Source organism: Leptolyngbya sp. AN10 (assembly GCF_050565645.1).
Classification (GTDB): domain Bacteria; phylum Cyanobacteriota; class Cyanobacteriia; order Leptolyngbyales; family Leptolyngbyaceae; genus Leptolyngbya.
The window spans coordinates 1-20940 of the sequence record NZ_JBNXVP010000008.1 but is presented as its reverse complement, the minus strand read 5'-3'; the positions used below and the strand labels follow the sequence as shown (position 1 = coordinate 20940).

13 protein-coding genes are annotated in these 20940 nt (G+C 46.8%); 7 read left to right on the top strand and 6 right to left on the bottom strand.

Going from position 1 to position 20940, the window contains the following annotated elements:
• Window positions 1–13: 13 nt before the first annotated feature.
• The 6 genes from ACQ4M5_RS13190 to ACQ4M5_RS13165 form a co-directional block, all read right to left on the bottom strand.
• Window positions 14–979: a sigma-70 family RNA polymerase sigma factor gene (locus tag ACQ4M5_RS13190; RefSeq protein ID WP_430676085.1), complete on the bottom strand. Its 966-nt coding sequence runs from the start codon at window positions 977–979 to the stop codon at window positions 14–16.
• 10 nt (window positions 980–989) lie between these two features.
• Window positions 990–2276 carry a DNA polymerase III subunit beta gene (locus ACQ4M5_RS13185; RefSeq protein ID WP_430676084.1) on the bottom strand — a complete coding sequence of 429 codons (1287 nt, stop codon included), beginning with the start codon at window positions 2274–2276 and terminating at the stop codon, window positions 990–992.
• Complete coding sequence (locus tag ACQ4M5_RS13180) at window positions 2245–3354, bottom strand: hypothetical protein (RefSeq protein ID WP_430676083.1); 1110 nt, start codon at window positions 3352–3354, stop codon at window positions 2245–2247. Before ACQ4M5_RS13180 ends, ACQ4M5_RS13185 begins: the two co-directional genes overlap by 32 nt.
• 15 nt (window positions 3355–3369) lie before the next feature.
• Entirely contained in the window at window positions 3370–8283 is a 4914-nt protein-coding gene (locus ACQ4M5_RS13175; RefSeq protein WP_430676082.1) for a DEAD/DEAH box helicase, read from the bottom strand.
• 80 nt (window positions 8284–8363) lie between these two features.
• Complete coding sequence (locus tag ACQ4M5_RS13170) at window positions 8364–9203, bottom strand: hypothetical protein (RefSeq protein ID WP_430676081.1); 840 nt, start codon at window positions 9201–9203, stop codon at window positions 8364–8366.
• Window positions 9204–9364: 161 nt separating this feature from the next.
• Window positions 9365–12946 carry an AAA-like domain-containing protein gene (locus ACQ4M5_RS13165; protein ID WP_430676080.1) on the bottom strand — a complete coding sequence of 1194 codons (3582 nt, stop codon included), beginning with the start codon at window positions 12944–12946 and terminating at the stop codon, window positions 9365–9367.
• Window positions 12947–13069: 123 nt separating this feature from the next.
• Between ACQ4M5_RS13165 and ACQ4M5_RS13160 the strand changes: the two genes are divergently transcribed.
• From ACQ4M5_RS13160 to ACQ4M5_RS13130, 7 genes are all read left to right on the top strand, one after another.
• Window positions 13070–14386: an AAA-like domain-containing protein gene (locus ACQ4M5_RS13160; RefSeq protein WP_430676079.1), complete on the top strand. Its 1317-nt coding sequence runs from the start codon at window positions 13070–13072 to the stop codon at window positions 14384–14386.
• Window positions 14387–14487: 101 nt separating this feature from the next.
• Window positions 14488–14688 carry a hypothetical protein gene (locus ACQ4M5_RS13155; RefSeq protein WP_430676078.1) on the top strand — a complete coding sequence of 67 codons (201 nt, stop codon included), beginning with the start codon at window positions 14488–14490 and terminating at the stop codon, window positions 14686–14688.
• A 3-nt stretch (window positions 14689–14691) separates the two neighbouring features.
• A complete protein-coding gene (locus ACQ4M5_RS13150; RefSeq protein ID WP_430676077.1) occupies window positions 14692–15318 on the top strand; it encodes a hypothetical protein in 627 nt (208 codons plus the stop codon).
• Entirely contained in the window at window positions 15315–17072 is a 1758-nt protein-coding gene (locus ACQ4M5_RS13145; RefSeq protein ID WP_430676076.1) for a vWA domain-containing protein, read from the top strand. The genes ACQ4M5_RS13150 and ACQ4M5_RS13145 overlap by 4 nt, the downstream gene beginning before the upstream one ends.
• Window positions 17069–17437: a hypothetical protein gene (locus ACQ4M5_RS13140; protein WP_430676075.1), complete on the top strand. Its 369-nt coding sequence runs from the start codon at window positions 17069–17071 to the stop codon at window positions 17435–17437. The genes ACQ4M5_RS13145 and ACQ4M5_RS13140 overlap by 4 nt, the downstream gene beginning before the upstream one ends.
• Window positions 17438–17465: 28 nt before the next feature.
• Window positions 17466–18812, top strand: coding sequence for a S1C family serine protease (locus ACQ4M5_RS13135; RefSeq protein WP_430676074.1), 1347 nt, complete (start codon window positions 17466–17468; stop codon window positions 18810–18812).
• Window positions 18813–18849: 37 nt separating this feature from the next.
• The gene (locus tag ACQ4M5_RS13130; protein ID WP_430676073.1) at window positions 18850–20835 is read left to right on the top strand and encodes a tetratricopeptide repeat protein; all 1986 of its coding nucleotides are present in this window, start codon (window positions 18850–18852) and stop codon (window positions 20833–20835) included.
• The last annotated feature ends 105 nt before the right edge of the window (window positions 20836–20940 follow it).

Below are 20940 nucleotides of genomic sequence, written 5' to 3'. Positions count from 1 at the left end.
AGCATCGAAAGAGCTATTGATGAGGAAGGTACTGTTGAAGATTTGGATTACGTTGAAGAATTTTCTTGGCTTTTGCCTCAATTTGACGAATGCGTTCGCGGGTTAAATTGAGAATTTGCCCAATCTGTTCAAGCGTCATCGGATCGCCGTCCAACCCAAGTCGCAGCCGTATTACAGTTTGCTGATTTTGGGACAAACCTGCGATCGCTTGTTCAATTGCGTCGCGCAGAAGTGTTCGATCGACGGATTCTGTTGGTGTTTCATAGGCTGATGTATCGATTTGCTCATCAATGAAATTGATCAAGGGATCATCTGAGTCGGAATTGATTGGACGATCGAGAGAATCAATTGATTGAAATGTTTCATGGAGCTTGGCTAATTGCTCGATCGTCATTTCGAGTTCAGTAGCGAGTTCTTCTCGCGTTGGACTACGACTAAGACGAATTGTTAGCTGTCGATGAACTTTGTGCATCCGATGCCACCTTTCATGTAGATGAACCGGAATGCGAACTGAACGCCCATGATCCATCACCTCACGCGCAATAAATTGCCGCACCCACCAGACTGCATAGGTTGAGAATTTGTAGCCCAGATTTGGATTAAACTTCTCAGCCGCGCGATCGAGTCCAATGCGCCCTGCTTGCATCAAGTCTAGAAAATCTTCTGTGGTGTAGCAAATTCGCTGCTTTTTGATGACGGATACGACCAGGCGTAAGTTGTGCTGAATCATTTTTGATTTAGCGCGATCGCCCTTTCGCAGGATTGCTTGAATTTCAGCAGCAGAGATTTCTAGTCCTTGGGACAATTCTTCTAGCGTTGGTTCTCGATCGAGCGATTGAGCTAGAGCTTGCTTTCGAGTCAGGATTGCCATCATCTGTTGAATTTGCGTGCCGTATACTTGCTCTTCGCTTCGTGTCAGTAAAGGATGTTGACTCATTTGATTCAAGTAGTCTTGAATCGAGCCGAAGTTAGGAGTCATAGGAAAGTTGCTAGATTTCGACGGGCATCAGTAGGAAAGTCAGACTGAGTTGGTCAGCAGTACTCTCAGGAGCAGAGATCAGAAGGGGCGACTTTTCACCAATGATTTGAAGTTTGGCTTCAGTGTGATTGAGTTTTTGAATCGTTCGTTGGAGGTTCGCTGCATTCAGGTGCGTGGTCAAAGAACTGCCATTGATTTGTCCAGAGATCGATTCGCAGTGACCACCGTTGGCAGATTTGCTTTCTGTATCGAGTCCGGTTGAGGTTGCCGTAAATTTAACAACTCGTGTATTGATGCTTGTGACCATGACTAAATGACGGTCTAAACAGCTAATGAGTTGGCTTTGATCAATCGTGACTGTGGTTTGCACCTGCTGTCTCAGATTGCTCAAAATATTGCGATAGTTTGAAAAATTTCCTTCTAGCACTCGAACGGTCATGCAGTGATAGGCGCTATTTTCGCCATATCGAAAGCGAATGATTGAATTTGTGGCTTGCTCAGATTTTTCCAGTTCGATCGCGACCGTATCGCTGACATTGAGATCTAAGAGTTCTGAGAGCTTTGTTAATGCATCGGCTCGAACAATGCAATCAAAGTCTGGTACTTCTTGCTCTGGTGTTGTCGTTTGATACAGTCCTAAAACGTGACCATCTGCCGCACACAAGCTGAAGCAAGTTTGCTCAGATTGCTTCCAGAGTTGAATTTGAACCCCATGATGCGGAGCTTGACTTTCATCTTTTGAAGCACACATTGCGATCGCTCGAATCGCTCGTTGGAATTCTCTCGCATTCAGTTCGTAAAGCTCGATAGTTCCATCAGGCTCAGGCAGTTTTGGATAATGAGTCGCAGGTTTTGCAGGAATTTCGCTTTGCGCGATCGCGCTGAGTAATCGAAGCTGAGTAGTTCCAGGTGCAGCTTCCAGTGTGATCGCAGTTTTCGGCATTTTCTCAATCAAGTTAGAAAACTGTAACGGCGGAACTAGCAATTTACCAGATTGTGAAACATTTGCAGGCAGACAAACGCGCATTCCAATCTTCAGATCAAATCCTTGTAGGAAAAGCTGCTGAGTGTCTACACAAGCTTCGATGACCAGATATTTGAGTTCTGGATTGGTCCCTTGGGAAGGGACAGCTTTAACAACCAATTGAGTAAGTTCTGAAAGCGTTGCTTGTTGCACCGTTGCTAGTCGCCCTTCAAGGGGCGCTGGTTGAGTTTCAACAACGGGCGTTTCTACTTCGGCTGGCTTAGTTTTAGCCGTCGTTGATTTAGTTGATTTGCGCTTTGTGGTTTGAGTCATGAGAGTTTTCCTTGAAGTAGTGTGAAAGACGAACCGCTTGTTGAACCTGTCGATCGCAACCTGCCTTACCGAGATAGCGATAAATGGCAGGCATTGAATACCGAATTGAAACACTGTGAGACTGGCTATTCAAAATGCGTTGAATCCGCGCTGTATCTAGCCCTAATTGCTGCCCAATGCTTTGACAGAAAGTGTCAGCCGATTGAGCTAAACGATAAGGATAGTTTTGCAACCAGTTCTCCCAGCCGAACGCTTCCCGTGAGATCGTGCAGAGAACATCGCTTCTTTGTCCTACTGGAATTTCGTTCAATTGTTGGAGTAGAAATCTCACTCGCCGACAAATTAGGTGTTCGATCGCGATTGGCTGATCAGTCGTTGATATAGAGACATTTGGCAGTGCGATCGTAGGTTGAGTTGCTTGAGTTCGAGCAAAGATGCTAATGCTATCGAGTGATTCGATTTCGATCGGCATGACACACTGAATTGATTGGTATTGCCCAGTTTTTCCTTGAGTTGGTGCTAATACAATGATTTTCCCTTCACCAATTAGCTCACCTACTTGGAAGCTTTTTGGTTGAAAAGCAAAGTTAGAAAAATTGGGCAATGGATCGCAGCGTACTCCAAGATGCCAACCCTGACTTTGGCTGATTTCGATGAAGGTCGATTTGAGACAAGGTGCAAACTCTAGATAAGCTTGCAAAATTGTCCAACAGTCATCGATCGACTGGAATCGATGCACATCAAAATCAAGCCAAACTGTGTTATTCCATCCTCCCATTGTTGCAATTCCAGTTCTCGGATCGCAAAACCACTGCTTGACTTTTCTGAAACTTGGTAGGCGATGCTGAAAGTCCTGATGTTTGATGAGGCATGGATGTCCATTGAAATTGAGGTATGAAGGATTTTTTCCAGTGAACCGAGGTAATGGTTCAGTGTTTGGAATGATGGGTAGCTTTGGATATTGGTATGGATCTTGGTAGGGCGCGATCGGGAGCGGTGGATAACCGTGATCGAGAAGCCATACAATCGTGTCATTGATGCCAGGGTTAGGACTATAGCGATCGCCAAAATAGGACATGGAGGTAATGTTGAACTATGCTGCCAGAGCAACTGCATCCATTTGTGCTTCGGTCATCAATCCCAAAGCTTCATTGAGTTGCTCCTGCCGTTCGAGTGAGGCTTTGAGAACATCAGCTTTCTCAAACGGTTGCCCAAAGAGAGGACGAATTTGCTCAAGTTCTGCGGTGAGTATTTCTAAGCTCTGACGGCAGTTCTGAATGGATTTTGCAATTTGATCAGGACAATGTTCTAATGCGCTCAGAGTTCCTTTGGCGGTTTCTCGAACTTCGGTTTCATAGCTTCGTTCTCCTTGTAAGCGTAAGATAGTAGTCTGAAAAGCGGGTTCATGCTCGATCCACAGTCCAAATCCAGCAAAAGTGCCGATCGCTTGTTTAGTAGCACGTCTACTCCGAATTAAATCGGCTGCAATGTCTTGTAAGGCTTGAGCAGCTTCGAGCCGCTTGCTGTAGGGAATTTGGGAATGGTTGAGCATCAGTTGAAAGGCATCTCCTTGCGTTGGAATCAGAGTTTGTGCATCGCGCTCATAGGCATTAAGAGCCTGTTGGACGCTCTCGATTTGGTAAGGCAGTTGATCGAGTTGTTGAGCGATCGCAATTTGTGTTCCTTGCCAATCTTGCTCTTCAATCAATAATTTTTGAATTTGATTGTCCAACTCTACTTTTTCTAACAATCGTCGATCTCCGGTTGCAGTTGCCATAAGCAAGCTAAAGTCGAGAGTTGTTTCATCGATATCCTCGATCGTCCTGATAGAGTCATCCGTCTGATATAGTCCCTCCTCAATGAACCGAGCTTTGCGAACATTGACTTCGTACAGATACGAATCAGGTGAGAGTCCTTGGATCTGCTTGTTCTCTTCGTTCTGGTAAGGTTTGCCTGTCGTGACATAGGAGATGATTTCGACCTCTGTATGCATATTTCCAGGTCGGAGAATGCGCCCGTCTCGCTGCCAGCGATCAGTGGGGCGAAGTGGGCAATCTAGATGCCGCAGAACTTTGAGACGATCAGGAATTTGTGTTCCGGCTCCAATCGTTGGAGTGCTGCCGCAGAGAATTCTCACATCACCTTGACGGACTCGACGGAAGAGTTGAGCTTTCTGCTCGTCGCTGTTTGCGTCTTGAGCAAAGGCAAGTTCATGTTCTGGAATTCCACGATCAATTAAACGACGCTTGAGATACGGATGAATAAACCCGTGACCAATATCGACAAACAGCAATTGAGTACATCGCTCTGTCTGTGTTTCGACCCAGGTTTGATAGGTATCTTCAATGAATTGCTCCAACTTGCTGTGTTCGTTTGCCAAGGCTGCAATTTCAGTATCATCTAGAAATTGGCGTAACACCGAGCTTGGTAAACACCGCAGATCAATGACACCTTGTTTGACGTGAGTCGTGATCAATGGATAGTTATCTGTTTTGGAGCGCCGCCCCTGAAGTTTTTTTGCTCGTGCTGCAATGTAATCGAAAAACTTTAATTGAGATGCAGTTGCTGGAATTTCAGCCGTTTGGTAATTCGGCTTCGGCTTTTCAATATCGAGTTGAGATTCAACCACAATGTCTGCGACTAATAGCCAAAGTTCTCGAAACTCTGGCAGGTTTGACCAACTGGATAAGCGCGTCTTGATCTCAAGTGTTGTTGCTGCCGTGATTTCAGCAGAAACTTTTGGTTCAGCAAACGTGGAGATAAATGAGTCAAAGTGGCGAATCCCTCTTGCTTGAAGAACTTGCGGGCAGAGATAAACCAAGTTCACCCAACTTTGTCCCAGTGTGTTCTGGATCGGGGTTGCGGTTAGAAGAACTAGACCTTTATCGCGTCCGTGTAGTTGAGCTAAATACTGGGTCTTGTAGTAGAGATCTAAAGCGCGATCGGAGTTAGAAGGCGAAATTCCTAATACTCCTTGCATTTGGGTTTCAGTTGCTAATCCCAAATAATCTTGGCTTTCATCAACCAGTAGTAAATCAATGCCCAAATCTTCCCAGTAAACTGTGTTGTCGCGTTGAACTGAATCAATGTGTTCTCGAATTCTCTCTTCAGTGCGATCGATCTTTTTCTCTAGCTGTTTCGCTGCCCGTTTTCCGCTACGCTTGCGTTTGTAATCTTCACTGCGAACACGGTCGGTTTCATTCGCAATAATTGAATCAATCGTTTCGGAGCGCAGCCTCAGCATCTTAAATGCCGTTTGCGACATCACAATGAAATCCCATTCCCCAGTTGCCGCACGAGAAACGAGTTCCTGCCGTTTCTTAGCCGAATCGAGATCACGAGTCGAAATCGTTAGAATTCGCAATCCTGGATAGATTTGTGCGGCTTCTGCTGCTTGTTGGAGAACGAGGTGATCTTTGACGACAAGAGCAGGTTTCGTGCATTGGTGATGATGGCGCATTTCTTGAGCAGCCACGATTGCGATCGCTGTTTTCCCAGACCCCGTTGGATACTGGATCAGGGTATTGCCGCTACTAATAATTCGCCAAATTGCATTCAGTTGGTAAGCTCGTTTCGGGTTGTAAAGTCGATCAAGCCAAGTTGCCGAAACACCCTGCAATTTACCCTTGAGATGAGTGCCATCATACTGCCGACGACGCAGACAATTGAAGTCGCGATTATAGATTTCAACGAGTCGTGTGGCTCGCTTCCAGTCTTGCCAAATCCAACGCTTGAATAGTTCTTTCAGTCGTTCTTGTTTGAGCAATGCCCGACGAGTTTCGTCCCGATTTTTGACTCGTGTGTCTTTGTCGATCGTGTCATACACCGCAGGCAATTTCTGATTCAAAGCAAGCTCAATCAGTCGAATGGCAGAAACACGGCTCGTTCCATATTGTGAAGAAATTAAGGTACTGTCAGCGCCGCGATATTCGACTTTCCAATGTGCACTGTGAATCGAATGTGTGACGCGCAGTAATTTTGATCCTTGAATGCCAAGGGTTTCGCGAATGAAGTCTTCGATCGCATCGGCTGGAATCCACGGAGAGCCAAGACGAGCATAAATTTGCCCTGCTTTTAGAGGCTTTGGCTGCACCTGCTTCAGAGCTTCAACATTGACCAAGTAAGCGGGAGATTGCTGTGCTGCACTATCAGCCTGCTCCAATTTCAGTCGAACATTGCCACTCAGGTACTCTTCTGCTGTAACCCATTGATCGACATGCGGATCACGGAAAATTAATGGTGTCGTTCCCGATCTCTGAAGTTCTGCAACGATATCTGCCTCTGATTTGCAATACAACTCGCTCATGTATGCTAAATCGATAGTTCCGCGATCTGCAAGCGAATGAACCAGAGCTTCTGTTGCTGTTTTTACTTCATCGATCGTAGGCACTCGAACTAAGGTGCGCTTAAAGAATAAATCTGCTTTCTCGGTTTCTTCTGGACGATCTGGGTTCCAAACTTCTAGCGCCAATAGCAATGGATATTCTGGATCATTTCCAAAAGCAAGCTCATTGCCCTGAGAATGAAGCCAGCCGTATTGCGTAATGAATTCGTCATACCGTTGATTGAGAATCAGTTGAGCTTGCTTTAGTTCAAGATCGTCATCTGACTCCCATTGAATGTCCAGCACGCGGCGCACCGCATCCCGGATTTGAATCAGCCACCACAACCGTCGCCGCTTCATTCCTTTTGCTTCAATTCGATGAAGCTGCCCATCTCGACATTGATAAGGCTGATCTCGATACCAAATATAAGCGAACGGTTTGACTGACGATTGCAGATCTGGCGGAATGGGTAAGCAATCTCGTGCGTCTGAGCTAACCGAAACTTGAACAGGACGCGATCGATAAACATTCTCTGGCAGATCGAGCAGAGCGTGACTGAGTACCTCCGGCAAATTAGAATGAATCGGCTGGAGTGAGAGTCGAGGACTGGCATAGAGTCTGTCGATCGCTAGTTCACCTAATAGGTGATGCGGATGAGTTTGAAAGTAGCGATTGAGCAATAGCGGCTCCTGCGTTTCTGGATTCAGAATAGGATTTTCGACTAAATCAACCCATTCTTCGGCATTGCCAGTTTCTCCCGACGCAAGCGTTTGGAAAAACAGCAAATCTGCGGGTGCATCGGTATGACTGAAACTCCGAAAAGCAGTCATCGGGAGTTTGAAAGCTCCTAGCAGTCGAACTAAGTTGCTGATTCGTTCGCGAAACGCCTGACTACGCTTTGATTGCAATGTTCCAACCGAGGTTAGGATCGCGATGATTCCACCCGGACGAACGGCTTGAATCGATCGCGCCAAACAATAGTTATGCAGTCCGTCCAGTGACCAATTTACGAACTGTGGATCATAGGGCGTGACTTCTGAATAAGGCACATTTCCAATACATCCATCAAAATGATTAACAGCTAATCGAGTCCGTTCCAAGGCATGAAGATATACGGTTGCTTCTGGATAGAGCATCTGACAAATGCTGCCACTGATCGAATCAATCTCCACGCCAGTCCAATGGCATGACCAATCAGCGGGTGTGAGTCCGATAAATAATCCTGTGCCAACGGTTGGCTCTAGCCATTCCCCACCGTTGCAACCGAGTCGAGCTAGACCTTCATAGATGCACTGAACGATCGCAGGCGGCGTGTAGTAAGCCGTAGTCATTGTCCCCCGCATTTGAGCAAACTCTTCAGGAGTCAATAGCGCTTTCAGTTCAGCCGCCAGCTTTGCCCATTCTGATTTCGGTGGATCAACGAAGAGATCGGCACTCAATCCAGACCCCAAATGAAGACATAGCTGACTTTGCTCATTGATTGTAGGAATTCGATTCGCTGCTTGCAATTGCTTGAGTAATCGAATGGCTTTGAGACTATCTTTGACTTTTTGGCGCTGAGAGCGAGTGAGTGAAAGCTGGCTCAGTAAGCGATCGTATGGAATGCGAGTAGCAAATTGCAGCGATCGCTGAGTTGTACTGCTAACATCGTGCGTCTGAATCCAGGTAAATAGGTCTGTCATGATTGGTAGAACTAAGGAACAAAAAAGAAAAAGACTGACCGAAGCCAGTCTGAAGAGATTGAGAACTTTGCGAGTGATAACTACTCGATCGCAGCAGTCACTAGCTCTGGAGAACCATTCGCCATCAATAGTTGATCCGCTTGTTGATTCATTTGAGCTTGCAACTTCTGCCGCACTACTTCTGGATCAAACGTGGACTTTACTTTCGGTCGGTAGTCGGGTACGTTTGAAAGCTGTCCACGTCCATTCAGCGTGTCTGCGTGATCGAGAGGCACTTGATTGGCAGCGCGTTCTTGGTACTGCTCAAGTTGCTCTTGATTGATCGCCAACAGGTAGGTTCGCATTAGATTGCATCGTTCAGTGTCGGTGAGCTTGTGCGTAGTCGGGGGCTGTCCTGAGCCAACTCGATAGCTCGTTTTGGCGCGATCGATTACACAAGCAGCACCGAGCGATACTTCTTTGTCGTGACGTGCGATCGCGTCTTTAAGAAGCTTCTGAATTCGCTTTCTCAAAGTCTTCGGAGCATTACTCGCTTGTTCCTCTAAGAGGCTTTCGCGGGTTTCGAGTTGGGTGAGATACTGTTCCTCGAACACCTCTGCAAACCCTTCCCAAGCAGGTGCAAAGATTTCTTCCCACAAACGTTGCTGATCATAGTCGGGGTAAAGGAACTTTCCAGTATACGGATCTTTTCGTCCCCGTGTTCCTGGAATTTCATAATCGGCAAGATCACCATTCCGAAGAAGCTGCCAGAATACACGGCGGCGAGTGTAGCGCCAGATCAGGGTGCGGAATCCGTAGCACAGCGATCGATACTCATCATAAAGCGCATTGACTTGACTCACTGCTCTGACCGAAGCGCCGTAAGTTGGATCAAGTGCAAGCTTTCGAGCTAGATCTTTAGGATTGCAATAATACGACATTGAGGAAACTCCTACTATGAAATCTCGCTCTTTGTCGCTAGACTGTTGCTTTCTTTATATTCATTAATCGGTTTTTTCTATTTTTGCTTTTCTCCCCAATGCGATCAATTTAGCTTGAAGAACTTCATTTAGGACTATCTAGAAGAAGTGGGTTTGGCACTTTAGCGACAGAGTGCTTCCGTATCCGAGGTATGAGACTTTAGATATTCTCGCTTTAACCAATCACAACCACGATCGAGCAGTTGATCCAGCCTTTGGGACAGCGACCAAATCCTTGGAATGCCATCATCGCTTGAACTTGCGAGCCATTGTCCATCTTGGCTAAAGTTCACGCTTCTCACGAGTCCCCAGGGAACCCGCAGATCTGCAAGTTGGCGACCTTTAAGATCCCACAGACGGACTGCTCCTCCTGCACCAACCGTGACGATCGAGGCTCCATCTCTCGTAAAGCTAATATTATTGGTTCCCGCTTGATCTGTTCTTAATAGTTCGCCAATTGGATCTCCAGATCGCGACCATCGGCGAATGATGCCATCCGAACTGACTGTAGCTAGTGTTTGATGATCGGGGCTAAACGCAACTAGAACTCGCCTCAAGGTCTGTTCATCTACTGTTATCAACTTTAATTCTTTGGTATCGAGATCAATTAGCGCCACTTGACCGCGATCGCCCCCCACAGCTAACTTTTTCCCATCCCCACTGAAGCGCACTGACCAACTTTGAACAGGGCGACTGTACGATTTAACGAGCCGCAGCATTCGTTTCTGCTGAACATCAATTTGCCATAGCTTAATCGTTTTATCATTGCCCACGGTTGCTAGTAGGGATTGATTTGGCGCATTCATTTCACTCCGGTAGTTAAAATCTATGCTTTCAATTCGCCCTTGTCCTGCATTGAATTGTGAAACTTCCTTTAAGCTAGCATCTGCTGACTGTTCTAAAAAACGAATCCATCCATCGTCACCTGCAACCGCAATCAGATTACGGGTTGGGTCAGGATACAAGCGGTTCGTGATGAACTTTACTTTGTTTTTGTAGACATCAAAGATTTGCAACGGATCAACGCGAGTACCGCTGCGCTCCCATAATCGCACTGTTCCGTCGTCTCCAGCCGTAATCAGCGATTGACCATCTGAACTAAAGCGAACACTATTCATGGTTCCCTGATGGCGTTGAACGATCAAGGAATCAGGGATTTGCCACAGCCTCAATGTACTATCGTCCCGTCCAGAAGTAGTAAGCTGTAGCTGTTCAGGTTGCTTGCCTTTCCCGAAGCGCATACTTTCGACCGCGCCTTGATGTCCTTTGAATTCAGCAATCATGCGATCGTCATGAAGCCGCCAAATTCTGACTGAACTTCCAGTTGCAGAGGTTGGGTCTTGGCTAGCGGCAGTTGCTAAAAGCCGACCATCTGGACTAAATTGAATGGTTCGCACTGAGCCGACATGTGCTGCAAGCCGTTTGAGCGGTTGACCATTTTGATCCCAAAGCCGCACAATTCCATCATCGCCTGCGGTCGCGATCGAGCTATCACACTTGCCCCCGTGCTGATCATCGCAGAAGGCAATAGTGTTCATTGCCCCTTTTTGGTCAGGGTAGGCAAGTGTGATCGAATCACCTGCTAAAGTCCAAAGTTTCGCAGTTCCATCTTTTCCTGCCGTACCCATGCGATCGCCACGGGGACTAAAACGGAGACTCATCACTCCGCCTTCATGAGCGATCGCTTCCCAAGCTAAACTAAGTTGGTTATTCCGCAACGTCCAAAGTTTTAACTTGCCATCTTTTTCGCCTGTTGTTGCAACGAATGTCTGATCTGGACTAAAGCGAACGTTATACACTCCCCCTGCATGAGCAAGGGTCTCGAAAAGCAGGTGGGATGATCCTGACGAGTGTTCTAACTGAAATAACCGCACATAGCCGTCTCCACTGCCTGTTAAAAACTGATTCTCATCGGAGCTAAAGCGCAGACTGTTGACGCTCCGGCTCTGGTTGCCTTGGGTTGGAATGTCATATTCTTTTACTAAATTCCCACTGAGATTTCGATCCCATAGCTTTACTGTTCCATTCGCTCCAGCCGTTGCGATGAGGTTTCGTCGCTCCAGAAACACAACGGTATTAATACTTTGCTGATCGGTCACAATTTCATTTAGTTCTTGGATGCTATCAATGCTCGTTTGGAGTGCTAGTACGGGGCTAGTCGTTGGGTAGTCGCTGAATTGTGTTGTCCATTGATAGGGCGACCAGGGTGCATGGAGAAAGGTCTGAAACTTTCTAGCATTGTCAATTGCTAGCTTTAGGGTACTTAGAGGAGCAAATTCAGATTGTCTGAGGGCATGAACGCTAACCGTCTCGAACTGAGCGACCTGATGAGTGAGTTGCCAGCTATAGAAGAGTGCGATCGCAATCACAATCGTTGCAATTAAGAAAGCAATTCCCATTTGAATCGATCGCTGTGCCTTTTTTCTTGCTTTTCTTAAAATGTCGTTTGCTCGACTAAGGGCGGCAGATTCTTCCTGCTGACTTGCCTGGAGAAACTGAGTTTCTTGAATACTTAGCCTTCGATCCTGTGACCATTGCAGTGCATCCTGCAACGTCTTACCGCGCAGAAGACGCGAACTGTCGCTTGTCTCTAACCAGGCTTTGAGTTCAAGCTGATAGGGGCACAAGTTCGCCTGTTCGCGCTCGATCCAGTCGAGATCAAAGACGGTGGCATAGATGCGATTGTAGACTCGTAGCTGCCCCTGCTGCTCAACGGCTAAGCCTGAGAGTCGCAATTGCTGATGTTCCCAACTTTGATTGCCAGGGATGCCTTGTGGAGATTGGAGAATCTGTTGGTATAGTTCGAGCAATCGAGTTGCCGTTTGCTCGTTGATCAAAATACGATCGCGAATTGTTCTCAAATGCCGAGGTTCATCTTGTGATTCCCAATTCTGCACAATGCGATCGCGGATCAGATCCTCAACAGAGCTACGATTTTCAGACTGAACCACAAGCTGGCAGACCTTCTGGGTAAGAAAGGGTTGTCCGCCCGTCCAATCCAAAATCGTTTTCATTAAGGTGTTGGGATCAGGGGCAACCGGGACTAATCCTACAATTAAAGGCTCAACCTCGCTAAGTTGAAAGCCAGTAAGCTGAATGACGTGACCAATATTGAGGGGAGTCCGTCGCCGATCTTGAATTAGATCTGAGGGGGTTGCAACGCCAAGTAGTACAAATGATAATCGCTGATAGTCGGACTGTTGCGATCGCTTCTCATAGCAACTTCGTAACAGTGCGAAGAAATCGTCTGTCGGGAAGCTCAAACTCAGCAAACTGTCGATTTCGTCAATAAAGATTACGACTGGCTGATGAAAACGCTGGAGCAAAACCGTCTCTAGAAACTGTGCAACTCGCTTAATCGGTGACAGATGCGATCGCGGTTGCCACCATTGGTCAAGGAACTCGATCGGATCAGCTAAATCAAACTCAGTCACTAAGGTCATGGCGATTCCGGCGTACCACTGCTCGACAGTCACCTCTTGGGAGCCGATTTCAGTCATATCGATCGTGGCGGAGGCAATCCCGACCTCATACAACTGTTGCATCACCTGTAAGCGCAGGCTAGACTTCCCCATTTGCCGAGCATTGAAGACATAGCAAAACTCACCCGCTTTTAAGGCTGCGGATAAATCTGCATCCGCTTGACGGAGAACATAGCTATCTGCATCTTGCGGTAAGCTGCCGCCAACTTTGTATCGAGTCATGGAGTGAGCCAGAAACGTCTGATCCCTATTTTCTCGCCTTATGGGTGGAGTTTGAATCGAGTTTGAATCGACTTCTCATCGACTTATCCTCTAAACTAAGAGCAGTGATTATGAGAACTGGCGATGGGCAGGGCGTTACAGGTCAAATCAGAATATCTTCCTCAAGTGAAGCGATCGCTGCCCCAACATGGATATTGGAATCAGAGGATGTTGGCAGAGGATGCAGGATTTGCCCAGGCAACGGTTTGTAACTTCCTGAATGGGAAACCAGTGGATATCAGAACATTGATTGAGTTGTGCCATCGACTGGATCTAGATGTGAATGAAATTGCCGAGCCTCCGCCAACTGATCCTCCACCCGAAATTGAGGATCAAGAAACCGAGCCTCCGCTAGAGCCTGATCTCCCATCCCCTGGTAAAGTCATTCTGGAGTTTCCAACGGGATTAGTCAGGTTAGATTCTCCGTTTTACATCGCCCGCTCTTCCCAAGAGAAGCAGTGCTACGACGAGATCGAGCAAGTGGGTGCTTTGATTCGGATTAAAGCACCGCGTCAGTTTGGCAAGACTTCCTTACTCGTGCGCGTTCTCGATCAAGCAAAGCAAGCTGGACATCGCATGGTTTATCTCAGTCTTCAAGAGGTTGATTCTGCCCATTTGACTGATTCAGCAACCTTTCTGGCTTGGTTTTATGGCGCGATCGCTTCAGAACTAGAGTTGTTTGAACACATCAATGCTTACGAAAAATTTGCTCAATCACTAGGGAGCAAGCGAGCTTGTATTTTGTGTTTTGAAAAGTACATCTTTCCAAATCTATCGGAGCCGTTGACATTGGGCTTAGATGAACTCGATCGCATATTAGAAGCTTCATCTGTGAGTGCAGATTTCTTTGCGCTGCTGCGGGTCATGAATGAGAAAAGTAAGCTAGGGGGGATCTGGCAAAATTTTCGACTTGTCCTCGTTCATGCGATTCATGCGATCGAGGGAATGGTGCCGATGGATGTGAATCAGTCTCCTTTTAATGTGGGTTTACCGATAGAACTTACCGAGTTCACATCTGAGCAGATTCAAGAGTTAGCCCATCGCCACGATCTGAATTGGCAAAAGACTGAAGTTGAACAACTGAGGCAATTCGTGGGTGGAATGCCGTTTTTAGTCCGATTGATGCTGTATCATCTTGCGACTCAAAAGCAGTCTCTTGCTCAAGTATTACAGAACGAATTTGCTGCGATCACAGTGTATCGAGAATACCTGGAGCGATTAGAACGCACCATTGCCCATTTGGATCTTGATAAGACAATGCGAACGATCGCAACCTCTAATGCAGACTTGTCCCAAGTGCCGCTGAGATCGAGGTATGAACTGCATAGCCTCGGACTGATTAAAGGCATTGATGATCTGCGACCTCGCTGCGAGTTGTATCGTCGTTACTTCTGCCGTTAATCAAACTCGTTTCAAACTCGTTCAAACTCGATTGGATCTGCGATCTGAACTCGGATACCCACAGCGTTTAATCAAAGGTGTTGAGTTCAGTGAATCCTGCTATGCAAGCCTTATTTCTCTCCGCAATTCAACGCAAGACAATTTTCGCGATCGCTCAAATGAGCAGCCCTGCTTTAAGTTTGCTCACACTGGGATTTATCTGGGGCGGTCTGATTGCTCCCGCAAAATCAGATGATCTCGCACCTCCCCCTGATCCAGCACTTTCAGTCGTCCAGCACTCTGTCCCAAATGGAGTGCGCTAAACCATGAATGCTCTGCATCAAAGAATGATTCGACTGCCCGAAACCCGTTATCTGCTGCTAGGCATTAGCACTGCCTATTTGATCTTTGTACTCAACGTCGGCATTCGACCGATCGTATTCCTAGTTGGTGCAGGAATTTGCCTCATGACTTTACTCGCTTGGTACTGGCAGATTCGTCAAATGCTGATGAATTCTGCAACTGATTTGCTCCAAACCTCTGTGTTTCTGAATTATGTCAATGCATTTGACCAACAAATTCCCCCCGCAGCCAAGGTGCAATGGAAACCATTCCGTCAAGGAGCGCTTAAGATCCAGCACCTCACAACTCAAATCGCACAGCATGATATAACTTTAGTTCCAGATCTGCTCGAAACCCTCCACACCATTGTTGCCCTACTCGAAAAAACGACTCAAACCCTGCAAGCTTCGCAACAGATTAAAACCAACCTCGCTCAACAACAGACTACACAAACTATTCAAAATTGCGCGACTCGGCTGCAAGAATCTTATCTCTCGCTGCAAGAGATTCACGATCAGCTTGCGCTGAAAGACGCATCTCAGTTCTCTGTCGCTCTAGCTCAGTTGCAGATCCTGATTGCCACAAACCAAACCTTTCTCACAGAATTATGAAAAAACAACGCTTCAGACGCTGGTTCGCGCTTGCACTCAGCTTCACTTTACTTTGGGCGTGCAGTCCTAATTCGTCTGTCAACTCGCCTGAAGAAGCCTACCAGCATCTCAAAACATTAGTCTCTGGGATTCAAGTTCGTTCTGCTCTGATTCCAGATAGCATTGCTCGGCAGATGAGCGTTCCACCCCTAAACGATGCCTTGCCAAGCCTAGATAGCTTTCCACTCTATGGTGCTAAACCTGACAAAAATGCTAAAACAGTCTATCTTGAAATCTTGAGTTCTACTGAAAAAGGTAACGCCGATCGCGAGAATGAACGCTGGCTAGTTGAGGTTGCAGAAGCCTTCAATCGTCAGCAAGCTCGAACTAATACTGGAGAGCTAATTCAAGTCGGCATTCGTAGTATCCCATCTGGAATCGGTGCAAAACTGATCGCAGCAAAAGCTGCACAGCCTGCGGGATATAGCCCGTCTAGTCTACTATGGTCAGAATTGCTCAAACAGGAAGGCATTACGCCAATCGTGATTAAAGCTGATTTGATGCCAGATTGTGGTGGATTTGTAATTGCGCCCCAAGCCTATCAGCAACTTGCATCGGGTGGAAAAGTCAGCTTTACTCGTTTACTTGATGCGATTCTGACTGGACAGTTAAAGCTGGGATATGCCAATCCCTATAGCAGTTCCTCATCGTTGAATTTGCTCTACAGCATTTTCTGGCACGCGGCTGGACACGATCGCGATTCGCTTCGCGAAGCTCCGAAGGATCGCAAACTTCTTACCGTCAATGATGTTCAACTGCCTCAAGTCACATCCGTATTTGATGCGTTTCAGAAACAAGTTGTGATCACGGGAGTCACATCGCGAGATCTCAGTGATGCTTTCTTGCAAGATTCGAGCCAGCTTCAAGTGTTTGCTTCTGGGTGTCGAGGATATACCCAACTGAAACAAGTCAAAGGCTACGAGAAGATTGGCTTTGTTCCTTATGGTGTTCCCCACAACAATCCTTTATTAGGTTTTGATTGGAACACGCCTGCTCAACGAGAAGCATTAGCTCAATTTGCTGAATTTGCGACTTCAGCACCTCAGCAATCTTTGAGCGATCAACAAGGAACAATGCCGACTGATTTGCTCAAGTCGTTTGAGTTTTTACCCACACCGAGCGGAGATGTGATCAAAGCTGCTCAATCCGTCTGGAAACAGCGCAAAGATGGAGGACGTACCGTTTATATGCAGTTGGTTGTCGATACCAGTGGCTCGATGGAAACAGATCGTCGCCTAAAATCAGTCCAGCAAGCCCTCCGATTAGCAAGTCGAGAAATTAATCGAGGCAATCAGGTTGGACTCCTGACTTTTAGTAATCAAACGACTCGATGGAGCAATTTAGCCCCGTTCAATGAGTTAGAACAGAAGCGGCTCATTGCTGCGATCGATCAGCTTCGACCTGATGGCAATACCGCTTTGTATGATGCTTTAGCAGTTGGACTGCTGGATCTGATGGAGAAACAGAAGAGCGATCCGGATGGACGTTTTTATCTGCTGCTGCTAACGGATGGAGAACGGACAGATGGATTGCAACTGGATCAGATTAAATCGGTGATTCAGCACAGCGGGGTCAAGATTTATCCCCTCGCCTATGGTGAGGTAAATCAGCAGGAATTACAGGAAATCGCCGCGATTCGAGAAGGCAAAGTCTTTAGCGGCACACCTGAAACAGTACAAAGCTTACTCAAAGACTTACTGCAAACTAATCTATGACCATGCTCAACATCCCTCTTTTTCGTACCTTGGGGCTTAGTACACTTACATTTGTCGTTGCAGGCTGGCTGATTAGTCGCTACGCTGGAGCGCCAGCTATTACGATCTTGATCGATCGGAGTTATTGCCCTGCGTCTCAGTGGCAACAAGTCATCCAACGCTATGCTGAACTCTACCAACAGCATCAGCACAAATCACGTCGCATCGAGAACGTGATCTTGTTTAACGATGTATCAGAAGAAGTGCAAACCGTGCTGCGCCCTGAAGATTTACAAATGCTGCAAACTTACGGCAGCTTCAGCCTCGAACGACAAACGAACTTGCAAAAGAACTATTCACACTCACAGGTACTTCGGTGTTCCTAATTTTATTTCTGCTCTAAGGAGGGCACTCATGCAATCAAGAAAACACATTGCTTCAGTTCTCATTCCGATCGCAACGACTTTTGCAATGCTAGCAGGTTCCGAATTCATCCCAACGCATTCACGATTAATCGCTGTCGCTGCTTCAAAATCAGCCAGTGAACGAGTCGCTGAAAAGGCAAGTTCAGCAACGGTTTCCATTCGGACGCAGAGCAGTGAAGGCAGTGGAATCATCCTGCAATCTAATGGACTTGTGTTAACTAATGCTCATGTAGTTGGGCGCGATCGTACGGTCACGATCGTCCTACAGAATGGAACGCAGTTCGTCGCGGATGTTGTGGCTTTGGGGCAGAACTGTGTTGATCTAGCACTGATCCAAATTAGAAACGCGCCGAATTTGCCCTCTCTAGCTCTAGCAGAAAATCAATCTCTGCATCTAGGGCAGCCCGTTTATGCGATCGGGAATCCCTTCGGTTATAGTGGCTCTTTTAGTGAAGGGGTCGTTAGTCGGATTGCCGAGGACAAGATCCAAACCAGTGTCCCATTAAATCCTGGCAACTCAGGTGGACCTTTGTTGAATGCAGATGGGGCGATCGTGGGAGTGAATACTAGCATTCGCTCCGATGCTCGTGGGATTTCTTTTGCGATCGCGGTTTCTCAAGTTCGTGCCTTTCTTCAAGATTACCGCTCAGGAAAATTGCAGATGACGGCAGTTGGGGCTGACCAACCCGATGCGACCCCGATCGCGATCAGATATCCTGAAACGTTAGTCTCAGGACGGTTAACTGTGCAGAGTTCTGCCTACTGTCGGAACGGAAGTTACTATGATGCTTATGACTTTCAAGCAGAGGCTGGGCAGGCTGTTTTGGTGCGGATGCAGAGTCAGAGCTTTCCTCCAGTCGTAGCTCTGCTCGATTCAGATGGAAAATTGATTGCAGAGAATAACAATCCCCAAAATGAAACTCGTTCAGTTCTAATCCTGCGATTGCCCAAGCGTGGAACTTACCGCGTAGTTGCGAATGCACAACAACGCGGGCAGCAAGGAGCCTATGTGCTGACTGTCATGCCTCTACTCCTGTTTCGTGAGGGTAATCTACAACCTGGAGATCCCACATTTGCTAACAATAATCGGTTTCAAGCCTACGAATTTCAAGGACAGCCTAATCAACAAATCACGATCGTCGCATCGAGCCAGGATTTTGAGCCGCGCTTGTACTTACTCGATCCGAAGAACATTCCCGTTCCGATAAAAGCTCAGCAAAACTCCGCAGATATGGCTGTCTCATCAGTTCGGTTGCCTCGATCTGGCAAGTACACTGCGATCGTCACCTCTGCCCAAGGCAAGCAGCAAGGACGATTCTTACTTGTTGTACGATAACGCTCAATTGAATTCAAACAGCTTTTTGGTGCTTAATATGAAACTTGCTTATTTCTGCGCTCTTGTTTTGATGGTATCGATTCCAACCGTCCCAGAAATTGTCGCTGCTCAATCGATCGAGCAATTAGCGCAACAAGCCGATGCTGCTCTAAACAGGAATCAGCTTGAACAAGCAGAAGCGATTTGGAAGACGGTACTGAGGAGAGATCCCAAAAATGTTATGGCATACGTTAATCTAGGTGATCTCCTGCGTCTTCGTACCAGGAATCAGCAAGCGATCGAGGCTTACCGAAAAGCGATTTCCCTTGCTCCAGAGCAGGTTGAAGCTTACTTGGGACTCGCTGAATTGTTTAGAAACAATCAAAATAATCCTGAAGCCGCGATTGCGCTTTACCGTCGAGCCATTCAAGTTGCTGCACCGAACGCCCAAGTTTACTATATGCTCGGTGCTACTCTCGCTCCAGTTCAAGTCGCTGCACCGATTGACCAGGTTTACTATATCGTTAGGTCAACCAGTTCAAGCAAAAGAGATGAAGCGATCGCCATTTTCCGAAAAGCGATCGAAATTGATCCGAAGCTGAGTAAAGCTTATGTTGGATTGGGAATCGTGCTTCGATCCCAAGGTGAATTTACGAATGCAATGGCTGCTTATCAGAGTGCAATGAACCTCGATGATTGGTATGCCTACGACCTCTACAGTGGGTTGCTTGCGGAGCAAAATCGTTTGACAGAAATGATTCCGCTCTACCAGCAAGCAATTCAACGAAATCCCAAAGGTCCAAACGTGAGGATTTACCACCACAAATTAGCAGGCACGTTCGAGCAACTTAACCGCCTTGATGAAGCAACAGAGACCTACCAGAAGCTCGTGCAACTTCTTCCAGCAGATCCAAATGCTTACTTTGCCCTGGGTGATGTTTTGCGAAAGCAAGGAAAATCAGACCAAGCGGTGAACTCTTATCGAAAAGCTGCTGAAGTCATTCGTGCAGATAGCTATAGCTCTCGTGGCAGTAGCTATTCTTACCGCATGGGAGGCAGTTTCTTAAGCGATCGAGGTCAATATGATCTTGCAATCGCCACCTATCGCAAAGCAATCGCGCTCAACAGTAAAGACATTCTCGCTTATGCCTACATTGCTGATGCACTCCGACTCCAGGGAAAACTAGACGAGGCGATCCAAACCTATCGTCAATCGATTTCGATCAATCCACAGTTTTCATATGCGTATCGAGGACTGGGGCAAGCCCTACAGCAGCAAGGAAAGTTAGAGCAAGCAGTTCAAGCCTATCGGAAAGCTCAATCGCTTGATCCAAGAGATACTATTGTTCGAGACAGACTGAGAGAAGTCGAAGCGTTGATGCGATCGCAAAAACAATTTCAAAAATTCACAGGAGATTCAGTAATTGCCCCTAGTTTGATCCGCTTACAATCGGCACTAAATGGTAGTCGAGCGGGATTTCAATTTGAAGATTCACACAATTTCAACGAAGGAAGTCTAGTAACGCAAGAGCAGACCAAGACTATTCGGACAATGACTCAACTTGGGCGGTGTGTCGGGACGCTCTACATTCCCCCAACTTACGCTACGACCACCACTGTCGAAAAGACCCCGGAAGGATCTAGAGCGCGATTCCTCTCGAAAACGGTTCCTCCTGCTGCGGGTCTGCGCGTGATCATTCGCAATGTGACTCCAGGAATCGACCAAAATCCTAGTCCATATACTGATCGAGAATATCGTCAAAGCGATCGCTCAGAATCCTTGATCGTCAAACAGGGCACTGTTCATAGTTCCCGCTATTTTGCAATGATTCCAGGATTGAACGCATTAAACTATGAGATCAAGCGAGGCAATGAAATCATTGAAGCAGGGGCATTTACTGCAATGATGATTTCGCAAACGCGAGAAGTTCCTTCGCTTGCCGATCCACCGATGCAGAATCTTTTTTCAGATGAATGTGAGTCTCCGAAACACCCAGAGATTCACTTACCTGAAATTCCGCCTGTTGGGCGACAATCATATTGACCAAATGACGATTACGTAGTCCAGCATCGAGATCAAGTTTTAGACCAAGATCGGGATCAAGAATGAGATTGATTTGAGACTAGAATAAAGATTGAGAAACTCTAC